Here is a 13,057-nt window from a genome sequence, read left to right as displayed (position 1 = left end):
GGAGTTAGAGTCCGCCCCGAAGAAGGACGGACGGATGAAGCGAGCAAGGTTCACGGAAGAGCAGATTATTGCTGTGTTGAAGGAGCATGAGGCCGGGGCGAAGACCGCCGATCTGGCTCGCAAGCACGGGATATCGGAAGCGACGATCTACAACTGGAAGGCCAAGTTTGGCGGCATGGATGTCTCCGAGGCCAGACGGCTGAAGGCGCTGGAAGATGAGAACGCGAAGCTGAAGAAGCTGCTGGCCGAGCAGATGCTCGATGCGGCTGCGCTACGCGAGCTTCTTTCAAAAAAATGGTAGGGCCCGCCGCGAAACGCGCTGCAGTGGCGCATCTGGAGGCCAAGATGGGCCTGTCGGAGCGGCGGGCCTGTTCGATTGTGGGCGCGGACCGGAAGATGATCCGCTACCGCTCCTGCCGGCCGCCAGACACCGAGCTTCGCGCCCGGCTACGCGAACTGGCCAACCAACGCCGCCGGTTCGGCTATCGCCGGCTATTCGTCCTGCTGCGGCGGGAGGGCGAGCCTTCGGGCATAAACCGGACCCACCGGCTTTATCGGGAGGAAGGGCTCACAGTCCGTAAGCGGCGGGCCCGCCGCAAGGCCACGGGGAGCCGGGCGCCGATCTTGGTGGAAGCGAAGCCGAACGCACGCTGGTCCATCGACTTCGTCTACGATCAGTTCGCCAATGGACGGCGCCTCCGCGTCCTCAACATCGTCGACGATGTCACCAAGGAATGCCTGGGTGCGATCCCGGACACGTCGATCTCCGGACGGCGGTTGGCTCGGGAACTGGCGATGATCGTCGAGCGGCGCGGCAAGCCAGGCTCGATTGTCTCCGACAATGGCACCGAGTTCACCTGCAACGCCATGCTGTCCTGGTGCAAGGACACCGGCATCGACTGGCACTTCATCGCGCCAGGCAAGCCGATCCAGAATGCCTTCGTCGAGAGCTTCATATATAGACGGCCCCGCGGATGCAAGGGATTTCAGCAGCACTATAGAAACCGGTCGGGTGCGTTCATGTATACGGCCTGTTAGTGCGACCGATACTATGGTCGCTGGCCCTGATGGAGATCGCGGATCGAGGCCTCATCAACGGGTCGCGCTTGTTGCGCTTAAAGCTCTTCGGGCTTGCTCGATCCCCAGCTCCGCCGGTGTCCATCATGCTGTCATTTGCCCTCACACCATTAGGTGGCCAACATACGCGGAAGGTCAGGCCGCGAGATTAGGCCGATAGAATTCCCCGGTCGTCATCATCGCCCAGACGATCCGGGCCAACTTGTTGGCAACAGCGATGGCGACGACCATGGGCCGACGCCGTTCAAGCAGGGCTTCGATCCAGCCGCCTCCAACCCGCGAGCGTGCCTTTGGGTAGCGAACGACGTTACGTGCTCCGATGACAAGCAAGTGCCTGAGATAGGAATCACCCTGTTTCGTAATCCGGCCGAGCCGATCCTTCCCGCCGGTGGAATTCTGCTTAGGCGTCAGGCCAAGCCAGGCCGCGAACTCCCGCCCGGAGCGGAACATTGTCGCGTCCGGCACGGTCGCGGCGAGAGCCGTGGCCGTTATGGGACCGATCCCGGGAATCGAGGACAGCAACTTCGCCATCGGATTTACTCGCTGGATCTGAGCCAGCTCGCGCTCGATGGTCTCGACCTGCTGGTCCAACTCCTTCAGTTGGTTCACAAGGACGGCTAGTGCGATGCGGGCGTGGGCCGGTAGCGTCAGTTCCTCGTCATCCAACAAGTCCACCAGACCATCCACCCGTTGCCGGCCTTGCCCGACAATGATTCCGAACTCAGCAAAGTGAGCCCGAATGGCGCAGGCTGTCATGGTTCGTTGGCGGACCAACAAGCCTCTTGCACGATGAAGCATCAAGAAGCCCTGGTTCTCGACGCTTTTGATTGGAACGAACCGCATATTGGGACGGGTGACCGCTTCGCAGATCGCGGCCGCGTCAGCGGCGTCATTCTTGGCTCCTCTTCGTACGTAGGGTTTAACATAGGCTGGCGGGATCAATCTCACATCATGTCCCAACTGCCGAATCTCCCGGGCCCAGTGGTGAGCAGTCGCGCAGGCCTCAATGCCGACTAGGCAAGGTGCGAGCGAGGAGAAGAACGACACGATCTCGCCTCGCCGGAGGCGTTGGCGACCGGCCACTTGGCCTTGGCCATCAACTGCATGGATGTGAAAGACGTGCTTCGAAATGTCCAACCCAATTGTCGCGACTTCCATTGGTGAATTGCTCCTGTTAGCGGGTTCGTCCATCGCCAGTATATCGCCGCGCCGAGGGAGCGGGGCCGTCTTCCCCATCAACGGTCGCATGCGCGATGAACTGCTCAACGAGACCCTGTTCTTCGATCTTGACGACGCCAGGACGAAGATTGCGGTGTGGGTTGCCTACTACAACAGCGACCGTCCGCACTCTTCGCTGAAATACCTCACCCCGGCGGCCTACGCTGCCACATTCACCGCAACGGGCGATCGGCAATCGACCGCCGATTTTGCTGCAAAACCACGTCGGCGCACCCAGCCCGCCAACGTGACAGACGCGCAAAACTCTAGTTCTCGGTGGTCCAAACTTCGGTCTCGCTGCAACAAACCCGGAGACTCTAACCGCCAATGGATGAAAATTCAGAGGCAGGTCACTGCTTTGATGCATGTCTCCCAAATTCACGTGCCGTGCCCCCACTTCTGAGAGCCGGCTCACATTGGCTGCCATGAGATTTTTCTTGATCTCCGGGTGCACACATCGTGCACACGCTGCCTTCTAACCGATTGAAAACTTGAACTCTCGCTCCAATCCATCATGGGCCAACTTGAGCTAGTTAGACCCAGAGAGATACAAGCCAATCAGCCCACGTGGGGCGTAGATCCGGATCGCGAGCCGCTTCTAGGCGACGGCCTGCGCTACAAATTGAAACTGAATTAGAAGATCTTCGACATCATCAATCGATGTTCCACGCGAGACGAGCGTGGTAATCTCAATCGTCCAATCTACTATCGGCGATGCATTGTACAGCACTTGGGCTCCCCCAGCGTCTGGTGTTCGGTTACTCTCTCGGAAGCTGACGTTTCCGATATTACATGATTGTAGGTGAGCTTGCTCCAACCGCCGTTCCAAGCCTAACTTATCTCGAACAATCCCAACGGTCGGTGAACTCACCCTTACCGCCACTATTCCGTTACGCGCCTTCCACTCGGAAAATGCAAAAATGCCACGCATTCTCACGTTACAGAATCGATCAAAGTCGTTGTGAGTGAGTCGAAAATTCCATTTTCCGGTCCGCCTTCCCTCTGCCCAACTGGCCTCTCCTACTAAGGCGCGAACTGACTTTTCAATGGACACCTGCTGATCTCGATCAATGAATCTCAATACCGCGGCGATGTGGTCGCGAACAAATGTGACGTAGTCGTCTAACGGAGCCTTTAATACTTGGTCATCAGCCGAGGACATTGAACGCTGAGATGACCCACCGCTCGTCAAGCTAGTCAACGCTCGACAACTTTCAGTGTCTCCGTGCCGGCGCCATTCACCAACGTGATCGAAGGAATCATTACCGCGCTACTGAGGACAAAATTCGGGAAGCATTGCAGAGTTGTGATCAGACAGCTTTGGAGACCGTCATTGAGGTCTACGCCGACTCAGGAGGCTTCAGACATTTAGAGGCCAACTTCAACGATTTTGTTCAGCCGTTCGTCTCTGCATCGATGTTGGATACGACCAGTTCGGGTGAACTATTGCATGCAGTGGGCGATAACGGACAAAACTGGGATGCTGCTGAAACGCCACGCTTGTTGACTAACACGATAGCCTCTCTTCGTCAGCAGGACTTCGCGGCGCCTCGGGCACGGGACGACTTCTATAATGAGATGCGACGGCACCACAGAATCCAATCCTTTGACAACTTGTGGCCGATTTTTGCCAGGGACGGCTGGACTCCGCCAGCTGCGCCCTAGGAAGCGCACCTGACTGAACAAAAGAACCCGGGCAACGCGGCCTTCTGCCGCGTTTCTGCCATCACCCGCTGGGCCGACGCTTGAACTCCCGGGCATGGTCGCCAGAACAAAAACGCAAATGCTCACTCTTGTTCGCGAGTCCGATAAAAATCGGCCTAAAGCCCTTGCCACGGTCTTTATCATCAAAATGTCGGGAAACGCCTTCAGTCAGGGCGAGGTTTAGCGCCGAGCCTGCGTCCGTAACGTAAGTATAATGCGGGTGAGTGCGCAGGCTCTTCAGGACGCCAATGCCGGAGTCAGCGACGACAAATTCAAAGTGTCCGGGCGTGGCATCATACACGATATAGCCGGTGCCGGCATTCTCACTATGCTCCTCAATGTTTCCGCGTAGCTCCCCAATCGCCCCGAACAATTGACCCGCCATATCGGGGGCAAACCCCGCCAGGACTGCGGCCTTCTTTCCTCGCATCGCGAAGTCGGTCCAGTCGCTATACTGCCCGAGAATTTCCAACATCGTGACGAAGCCCTGCATTCCCGAAGCAGAGAACCATTTCTTACCCGCGGACATGGCCCGTAAAAGCTCACCATGCCTTCCGACGTTGAGCCAGGGCTGCTGGAGCGAAATTCGCGTATGATAAAGTTCGGCCAGCGGACCAAAATCGCAAGCATTGATCTGCAAATCCGCGCCGAAATCCACCCTACCAGCAAGCGCAAGGGCGATATCGTTAGCCAGATCAAATGATAGTTCGTGGATCGCTCGCACTCACCCCGCCTCTCCCGCGAAGTAAAGCGCGCGCAGCAGCGCCATCCGTTCGCGGAGATTGTGAAGGAACAAGCCGTCCAGTGCATCGCCGGGCTTAGTTGGGCTGGGAACCCAACGCAGTGCATTGTTGCCGTCACGCTCAGCGCGCTGGCGTTTCAGCGTTTTCATGAAGGCACTCGTTTCTAAATAGATCACCTTGCGGAAGTGTCCGCGCAGGAACTCGATCACTTCGGGATCGCCCCGCACAACGATGTCAAGATCACGACCCGCTGCAGCCGCAAGGCCGGCGAGCTGATCCAGGTGCCAGTTGCGGCGGGCGCGTCGCCCAGGGCCGGTCGTGAACTCGTACGACAAGGTCTCGACCTCGGTGCGGGTCGAGATCTCAACCGCCCAACGCTCGAAATCGCGCTCGGTCCGGCCATGTGCATGCAGTGCGCAAGGGATGCCGCCTTTGGCAAATTCTTCGAATGCGATCAGGATGCGTTTCAGCGCGTGCATGTCGTCGGTACGCGGTTGATCCAGCACCACACTGAAGTTCGGCGTCGTGACCATGTCGATGCCAATGCGCCGCATGCCATCGATAATGCTGGTACGGTCCGCGCCGAGAGTCCACCAAGGCTCGATGCGATGATCCTGATGCACGCCGCTGAGGATTAGCTGGGCATCCACAGGAATGCGGTATGCGGCGCAGAGCGAAGCGCGACTGCTGAATTTCAGCGCCCTTTCGCGGAAATTGACGACGTCGGGCAGACGTAAGGCGAAGGCGGAGCCCGTGAGCTGCCCAACGCGACTGCTTCCGTGATATACTAGCGGAACGATATCATCGCGAATCTGATGTTTGACGATCGGCGCGCGCGGCACATCACCGAAGTCGAAATTATTGATCTCGCGTAGCTGATCAGCAAAGCGGGCGCTTGGCGCCTTTCGGCAAACCCGAGTGCAATTATCCGGATCATTGCAACAGAGGTCGAGGCAGTCGAATAGTGGCGCCTTCACACACAATCCGCCGCAGACTGCGAGGTGATGGCAGCCGTGACAGCCGAGCGCGACGGGAAACGCTTTCGGGTCGTGAGTCAATGAATCGATGACGGTCTCATCGCTACGTGCTTCGAAATGAGCGGAAATCATTTAATCTTCACCTCGACCGTGTTCGAAATCGGATTGATGCGAATGATCTCCCCGACGGCAATGCCGGCGCCAAAGTTGATGGCATTCAGAATGTCCGGCGGCGCGCCCGTGGCAGAAAAATGCACCGAATTTCCGACACATCCCATCAGCTTGCCTTTGTTGGCCTGCAGGATGTGGTCACTGCCAACGGCTGGAGTGATGCCCTTTTCCATCACAGCGATGAACGAGCGCGGCTGGTCTTCCGGCATACGGGTAAACAGGTCGAGTGTCGCAAGAGCAACGCGCTGGCGGTCGATATACTTGTCGTGCGAGCGGCGGCGCTTTTTAAGTTCTTCGGCTCCCATTAATTGGCCTCCGTGAACAAAGGTTGATAAAATTTCGCGCGACCCTGTGTGAACTCCAAGATCAGGCCCGCTGCGGCGAGCGATGCGAGGCGGTTATTCCAGGCGGTCGGCGCGCTTACGCCGTCAGTTTCGCCGAACATGCGCTTCAGATCGCCGGCAGTTGTGCGGCCAAGGCTGGTGACGCGCTCAAGCGTCGACGCTTGCTTCGGGTCGAGCTGACCGACGATTCGCTGATTTTTCACTTCTCCGGAGGCAGAGATATCAGCAACCAGCACGTTCTCATTTCTCGCGTCCGCGATTACAGCGAGCTCCTCCAGCACCGTCGGTTTCGCGTTCGCGACGACCGGGTAGTATTTTGAGTTCGAGGTGCGCAGGAAGGTTTTGAGAGTGAAGACTGCTTCGCGCAGGTAGCTGGCGGTCGCGACCGTGATGCCAGCAAAGTCGATGATGAGGGGCGTCGGGTTTGACGGCTCTGTCTGCGTCTTTTCAAGCATGGCCTTAAAACCTGCCCTGCCGTCCGAGGCGCTGGACAGTACGTCCAATCCGGCCAGCTCCAACATGTCGATACAGGGGTATCTCATCTATCTCACTCCTTATTAGTGAAATATATGAGATCTGGAGGCCAAAATCAAGCTCGATCGCCACCCCCGCTAAGCAACTGATAATATTGATCCACACCGCTCAAGGAGGCCCCCTCCGCACCTCCCGCACGCGTGCGGAACTCTGGGCGTTACCAGCCGAATCAATTCGGCGTTCTAATGGGGTTCTGACAGTGTCAAGCAGCCCGTCGGAGTGCGCAAGAGAAGCGGAAACGATATCCGCCGGTGATAGAATACGACTTGCCTGTGTCGCAAAGCGCGAGGCGACAGCTGCGGACACCGCGGAACGGGACGAGGCGAAAGCGCCCCGCTAACGCTCGCGAGCGCGTCAGGATAACATCATGAAACGAATAAGCGCCGCCAGCACCGATGAACTGAGAAACATTCTTGCAGGATTTCAGGGCGAATTTCTGTTTCGAGGACAGACATCGCACTACGAAAAGAACGGCATGCCTTCTGTTGTAACGTCCTTCGACCGTCAGGGCTGCATCCCCAGCGAGACGGTGAAATGGATACGCTACGCGCGGGGAGTGCTGGAGGCGTATATCGGCGAAAAAGCCGATACGCTTCCGTTCTGGCAAGCGCTGCTCCAGCATTATGGCTGGCGCTCGTTTTTCGTGGATTGCTCGACCAGTGCCGCCGTTGGGGCCTGGTTCGCGAGCCACAAATACTCGGACACTACGATGTTCGAACTATGTGAAGATTTCGAAGAGCGTGCAGTCATGCTTAAGAAGCTGATGGCGCGCTACGAGTTCACGGAGGGTCAGGGCCACCTTTACGTCCTCGACAAAGCGCTCTCGGAAAGGCTCGTCGGGGCCGTTGACCTCGCTGCTCTTAAGATCGAGGGAGCCCACCCAAGGACCGAGGCACAGAGCGCGTGGCTAGTCGGACCGCTTAGCAACACAAACCTGCCAGCCGAATGCTTTGTAGCGCATATTACTGCAAGCAAAGCGACTTTGCGCGATTACGCGGCACGGGAAGGATTAGTGACGACAGAGGACCTATTTCCCTCACGCAAGGACGATCCTCTCCTACGAGCGTTGCTCAGCCTGCCTTGGAGGAAGATCGAAAACCAAGGCCACGACATCGGCCTGCTGTTCTTTCGGCGCGCGCTCGAGCTTCCCGAATACCATGAGAGCTTCGTCAAGATCTCGGCAGCAGGTACTGCGTTCTTTCAGGGCGCAAAAGTTGCGGAACGCGGCAGCATCGAAGGCATCCCATACAGCGGAGTAACGGTTACTGTGCCGGAGACGGCGATATTTGGTAGCGCCGATCAGGCACCGCTGCGCTTTCCAGAGATTGTAAAACTACTCACAGATCATCGAAGCGTGGCATTTGAAATCGACGAGTTAATTCAGCATCCGACCATGCGCGGACGAACACTTTATCAGAAAGGGGTTGCTGCAATCGCTCACGATCCCACGCTAATTGAGGTATCTGAGCTTGTAGTCGAGCATCCTGGTTTGAGTTTGACTCGCGCTGGTATAAATCGCGGCTGGTTCTATAGGATTGGCAACGATGGTTTGTGGACCCGCGAGACTCATCCAGATCAATGCGATTGCGGGCATGAACGCACTCACCTTCGTCATATCTCGGCATTGCACATCATCGAGTACCATCTTGCAAACCCGAACTCGTTCCGATGACTGCTTGGCGCAATAGCAGTAGCAACAGCCATCTGTACCGCCTCTAATCCGGCGATGCCTAAGGGGCTGTCGAACTGGGCGTCTGCTGCAGCCCGCTTGAGAATTTCTCAATCGTCGCTCGAATCTCATCGAAATACTTGTCGAATTCTTGCCGCGTTGCAACTGGTCGACGATGGCTATCGGGTGGACCGAAAGCTTCAAGTCAAACATTGTGGCATCGTCCTTATCAGCCAGCCCCTCATCTTTCTTGCCGGAATAGACGTACACCCTGCTCACACGGAAATGATGCACAACCGTATTCGGCAACACCGACAGCAGCGAGTGAAACTGACTTTCATCTTCTACTTCGATGATCAGAAGAGCATCGAACAGATGAGTAACGTCTGCGCCAATGGTTTTAATGATGTCGGACCAAGCGTAACGGCGTTCGAACTTAGGAACACTTTCAATGCCGGCATTAACCGAGCGAATGATGCGTAAGAACGGCAGCTTCTCAAATGCTTTCACCATTGCATTGAAAGCCGAGTCTTTCTCAGAAGTGGCCTTCTTCTCTAGTTCAGCGATCTCCTCCTCGGTCGCCCATTTTCGGTCCCAATCGCTTTCGTCGCGACGCACTCCATCCAGAAAATTGGGCATGTATCGGACATAGTAGTCGTAATGATCACGGTCATAGTGATCGCTATAGGGCCAATACTGAACGAATTCGATGTCCCAATGATATATCTGACCATCTTCCAAGGCCCAGCCGTCGTGGAGCGCATGGGCTAGCTGAGCTTCGCTGACCGTTGGGCGTGACTTGTTTGGATACATGTAGTCGATATACCATTTGAATCCGCCATTCTTGTCGTCGTACCAGACAGCCCTGGGACGTAAGAAATGCTCCTTCGGAAGCTTCGAGGAAATATCCTCTAGCTCGACGCTACGAGCCTCTACGCTGGCAAGCAGATGGCCCGTCGAAGACCCGATGCGGTTCGTAAGGTTGAAAACATAACCTTTATAATGGGCAACGAAGTTATTGGGGCGTTCGGTGGCGTATATTCGCCAATGGCCCGCCGAAACTGGAAAGAAGCGCTGTGCGATTGCCCAATGGCGAGGCTGCGACAAAAGCCGCTCAATCGTTACGCCGTCCCAAAACGTTGCCATGACTAAATTCGCGGGATTCGCAGTGATGCCCTCAAGCCGGTTGACGACAGAAGACGAAGGTTGCGTTGAACATGCGAGCAAATATCCTGTCGCATTGTGATGCGAGCACGAGTCGACGACGTTATCGAGATCGTCCACCCCAACACTTCGGTTTGCATGCGCGAAATGTTTGCACTGAACAAGCCACGTTCGGCTTGTAGGAGCAATAAGGCTTTTGAGCGCTTCACGGCAGATAAGATCGCGCCCACCGTCGGGACCCCGACCGCTCCACTCCACGGCCATTCCATAACTAAACAAGAGCTCTCGAACCAACTGTTCGAACGCTTCCCCGTCCTGCGGCAGTTCCTTGAAATCCAGCATAGTTGCCCCCTTCAATGCGCAACAATACTTGCACTAGGGGCTGCTAGCAACTTGAGGGCGTTGTGCTACACCTATTTGACCACGAGTTATTGTGAAGGGCGGCCGCTGCGGCATGGGCGGAGGCGGCTACGCTATCGCCCCAGCTTTCGAAAGCAGATAGACTGCCGCAACGAACGAACAGTGCTCAAATGCCCCAGTGTATTTTTTGCGACAACGAGCTAGACGCGACGACCAAGCCAGAACACATCCTGGCCGACGCTCTCGGCGGCAGAATGAAAACGCGCGAGGCGGACTGCTCTGATTGCAATAACTACTTTGGCGGCTCCATCGACAAGGCCCTCACCTCTCAAGTTGAGGTTATCCGCAATCTACTTCAGCTCAGGTCCGGATCGGGTGACGCTCCGCCCGGCCTCAGGAACATCATGGCGGGGTCTGAGAAAATCAACATTGGAAACGACGGGCGGCCAAAGCTGAAGGCGCCGCCGTTCGTGTTCACAGAGCTTCCGGACGGCAATGTTGACGTCAAAATCCAGGTCGAATCGGAAGAGGAACTTCTTCGGTACTTGCCGCATCTGGCGGCCAGGCTTCGAATAACAGAAGACGAAGTTAAGCAGCTGGTTCTTGGCGGCGGCGCATCAAACACCGAGAGGCGGCCCGGCGGCATCCATCATCATATCTCGCTCGGAGGCGAGGATGAATTGAGGTCAGCCGCAAAGTCGTGCCTGGTATTGCTTGCAACAAAAGTTGGTACGGCCCCTCTCAAATCCGATGCGTTCGCAGACGCGCGCGAATTCGTTACGACGGGCTCGGAGACATTCTACAAGACCAGCGTCTTTCTCGATCCGCGCGAGCTGCCGTACGCGGCGCAGCTCGCAGCCCAGTTCGGTGAATTTTTCAATCTGATCCATGTTCAGAGCGACGGCAATGGCCGCGTTATCGGCCATTTCACGCTCTACAATATGGTCGGCTGGCAGATCATTTTGGCCGAGAAAGATGGGCCCAAGGACGTGAAGGTTACCCTTGTGTCCAATCCCCTCAATCCGTCCAACTGGAGCGGGCGTTTGTCGGTCGATGTGCCCTTCGACTTTCTGAATACGGTCGATAATAGCGATAGGCTGACGCGCGCACGCGAGCGCCTGATCGCGATGTCACAGCGACATGTCGATCAATCCCGCGAAACCGAAATCGGGCGCATCGTTGACAGCGTCTGCGCACGATATGGCGTCGTAGGCGACGATACTCCGATAGACGCGTCTTACGTTGGCGACATAATGGCGGAGGCGTTTGCCCGCGTGGGGGCGCACGCAATGAACCTGCCGCATGAGGAAAAGATTTCTCCGGCGCGGTTGAAACAGTTGCTTGGAATCGCCGACCCAGAGACGCCTGACGAAACTTGAAAGAATTGCTTACGGGATGCCGGTCAAGGCCCTAATACGAGAATCCCTCGTAAACGAATGCGCTCTTGATTGTTTCGGCATCCTTCTCCGTGACGCCTTGTGCGAGCACAACGTCATACCAGGTCGAGCGGACTCGCTCGGTCATCTCTGAAACGATTGCTTCTGCCTCTTTCGTTTCAAGCAGAAAGCGGAGGCTTTGCGAGACTAAGTTCTTCGCGTTCGCATAGCGTCCCTGATCGCCGATTTGCATTGCGAGATCGCGGCGTTCTTGCGCGGCCTGAGGCATGGGCGTCAGATCGTATGCCGGCGAAAGCTTCCATGCCGTTTGCTTTGCGATCAGCGCGTGATTGCGTGGATGATCGTCAATGTTCGAGATCAGAGCGTTGAACGTCATCCGGCGAAACAGCTCTTGTGCGTCCTTTTTGGGTTCTTCCACAACCCGGCGAAGTTCTTCGGACATAAGGACATAGGACCAGCGCTCGCGCGAGCCCGCGGCTTCGTCCGCGCGCAGGAGCGTGAGCCCGCTAATCATTCTTGCCCGCGTGTATCCGCCTTGCGACTTGTCGCGGTCAAAGCGTTTAACGAGGATCACGTCTTTGCCGCCGATCGTTTCGACACGGCTCGTCGCAACGCTCATGCCGCAAGTTTTGGCGAGCTCCAGCATGGCGTGCTCGACGCGGGTATTGTTCCAGCGATCGTCAGGACGGTTGAATTTAGCCACCCAGAGGCCTTCGCTATCTTCGACGACAGCTTTCGGGCGGGCCCCGCCCATAGATGTGCCGAGCAGCATCAGGTCTTGAACTTGCGGCGCTTCTTCGGTTTGTACGTCTTCCTCACGCATAAGCGCTTCAGCGACGGACTGAAGCTTAGCGAGCTCAAGCGTTTTATTGAACTTGCGGCGGGGTGCCGGCGGGTTCTGATTGAGCCCAAACCGCAGCGCTCCCGCACGGTCGTCTGCGGAATTGAGCAAGTAGTCGAGCTCTCCCAGCTTGGGTACGCCCGCATGCTTTTCAATGACGCGGCGGCCCCAATAGTCGGGACCGGCATCACGCAGCGCGCCGAACACGCCGTTCAGGCGCGTCGTCTCGTAGGTACTGCCAGACAGCTTGAGTTCGACAGGGTCGATCGCAACGGCGTTGGGGCGCGCCAGATAGGATTTGCCGTAGACGAACCGGCCCAGCGCGTTGCCGAGCCGGTCCTTCGTGATCTCGAAACGGCCAGCAGTGACGGACTGTGTTTCACCCGGCAGGGTGATGTACACGTAGCATTCCGCTGGGGACTTAGAAGTCATTGTCTAAGCCTCCGCTTTTGCGGACACGCTGCGGGGATTTAGAGGCTTCATGGGATAGGCCTTCTACATCCTTCAAAGGGTCAGCAAGCGATCCTACCGGTTCAAGCAGATCGTAGAGCCACAGCAGCGCCGAGTAGACGACGATGCCCGTGGAGGGCTTCCCCTTCTCAGCGTCCGCGACAGCCCGGATACCGGTCCCAATCTTCTCCGCCGCCTCTTCGATCGTGAGGTTCCGGCGCATACGGGCGGTACGCAGATTCTCGCCCAGGCGCTTGAGCGCTTGCTCGACAGGAAATGGAGGGGCCTTCTGCAGTTTGTTTAGGGCTACCATATGCTCTCAAGAGCTCCTTATAAGCGATTAGATGCTCTTAAGAGCATATCCGAGAACTACAACTTCAGCAATATATATGCTCTTGAGAGCATATT

Annotated in this window: 9 protein-coding genes and 3 pseudogenes; 4 read left to right on the top strand and 8 right to left on the bottom strand. The window is 56.8% G+C overall.

Annotated features, from left to right (window positions below; genetic code table 11):
- Nucleotides 1-34: 34 nt before the first annotated feature.
- Nucleotides 35-954, top strand: a pseudogene (locus RX331_RS13455) (IS3 family transposase); the annotation flags it as partial.
- A 258-nt stretch (nucleotides 955-1,212) separates the two neighbouring features.
- On the opposite strand, the gene RX331_RS13450 reads toward RX331_RS13455, so the two are convergent.
- Nucleotides 1,213-2,235, bottom strand: coding sequence for an IS110 family transposase (locus tag RX331_RS13450; RefSeq protein WP_317257017.1), 1,023 nt, complete (start codon nucleotides 2,233-2,235; stop codon nucleotides 1,213-1,215).
- A gap of 67 nt (nucleotides 2,236-2,302) precedes the next feature.
- Between RX331_RS13450 and RX331_RS13445 the strand changes: the two are divergent.
- Nucleotides 2,303-2,546, top strand: a pseudogene (locus tag RX331_RS13445) (integrase core domain-containing protein); the annotation flags it as partial.
- A 1,475-nt stretch (nucleotides 2,547-4,021) separates the two neighbouring features.
- On the opposite strand, the gene RX331_RS13440 reads toward RX331_RS13445, so the two are convergent.
- Genes RX331_RS13440 through RX331_RS13425 form a run of 4 tightly spaced genes read right to left on the bottom strand, consistent with a single transcriptional unit; the run spans nucleotide 4,022 to nucleotide 6,737 of the window.
- A complete protein-coding gene (locus RX331_RS13440; RefSeq protein WP_317257016.1) occupies nucleotides 4,022-4,723 on the bottom strand; it encodes a hypothetical protein in 702 nt (233 codons plus the stop codon).
- The gene (locus RX331_RS13435; RefSeq protein WP_317257015.1) at nucleotides 4,724-5,851 is read right to left on the bottom strand and encodes a hypothetical protein; all 1,128 of its coding nucleotides are present in this window, start codon (nucleotides 5,849-5,851) and stop codon (nucleotides 4,724-4,726) included.
- A complete protein-coding gene (locus RX331_RS13430) occupies nucleotides 5,848-6,195 on the bottom strand; it encodes a hypothetical protein (RefSeq protein ID WP_317257014.1) in 348 nt (115 codons plus the stop codon). Before RX331_RS13430 ends, RX331_RS13435 begins: the two co-directional genes overlap by 4 nt.
- Nucleotides 6,195-6,737 carry a hypothetical protein gene (locus RX331_RS13425; protein WP_317257013.1) on the bottom strand — a complete coding sequence of 181 codons (543 nt, stop codon included), beginning with the start codon at nucleotides 6,735-6,737 and terminating at the stop codon, nucleotides 6,195-6,197. The genes RX331_RS13430 and RX331_RS13425 overlap by 1 nt, the downstream gene beginning before the upstream one ends.
- 398 nt (nucleotides 6,738-7,135) lie before the next feature.
- Here RX331_RS13425 and RX331_RS13420 point away from each other — a divergent pair.
- Nucleotides 7,136-7,411: pseudogene (locus RX331_RS13420) on the top strand (hypothetical protein); the annotation flags it as partial.
- Nucleotides 7,412-8,218: 807 nt separating this feature from the next.
- On the opposite strand, the gene RX331_RS13415 reads toward RX331_RS13420, so the two are convergent.
- Nucleotides 8,219-9,943, bottom strand: coding sequence for a restriction endonuclease (locus RX331_RS13415; RefSeq protein WP_317257012.1), 1,725 nt, complete (start codon nucleotides 9,941-9,943; stop codon nucleotides 8,219-8,221).
- A 188-nt stretch (nucleotides 9,944-10,131) separates the two neighbouring features.
- Here RX331_RS13415 and RX331_RS13410 point away from each other — a divergent pair, with 188 nt between their 5' ends.
- On the top strand, nucleotides 10,132-11,340 hold the full coding sequence (locus RX331_RS13410) for an HNH endonuclease (protein ID WP_317257011.1): 1,209 nt from the start codon (nucleotides 10,132-10,134) through the stop codon (nucleotides 11,338-11,340).
- 31 nt (nucleotides 11,341-11,371) lie between these two features.
- Here the strand turns inward: RX331_RS13410 and RX331_RS13405 are convergent, their stop codons facing one another.
- Both RX331_RS13405 and RX331_RS13400 read right to left on the bottom strand, forming a co-directional pair.
- On the bottom strand, nucleotides 11,372-12,631 hold the full coding sequence (locus RX331_RS13405; RefSeq protein ID WP_317257010.1) for a HipA domain-containing protein: 1,260 nt from the start codon (nucleotides 12,629-12,631) through the stop codon (nucleotides 11,372-11,374).
- Complete coding sequence (locus RX331_RS13400; protein ID WP_317257009.1) at nucleotides 12,621-12,962, bottom strand: helix-turn-helix transcriptional regulator; 342 nt, start codon at nucleotides 12,960-12,962, stop codon at nucleotides 12,621-12,623. Before RX331_RS13400 ends, RX331_RS13405 begins: the two co-directional genes overlap by 11 nt.
- Nucleotides 12,963-13,057 lie beyond the last annotated feature (95 nt).

This window comes from Bradyrhizobium sp. BWA-3-5 (assembly GCF_032917985.1).
Lineage (GTDB): Bacteria > Pseudomonadota > Alphaproteobacteria > Rhizobiales > Xanthobacteraceae > Bradyrhizobium.
Note: the sequence above shows the minus strand (reverse complement) of the source record. Positions and strands in the feature narration are given on the sequence as shown.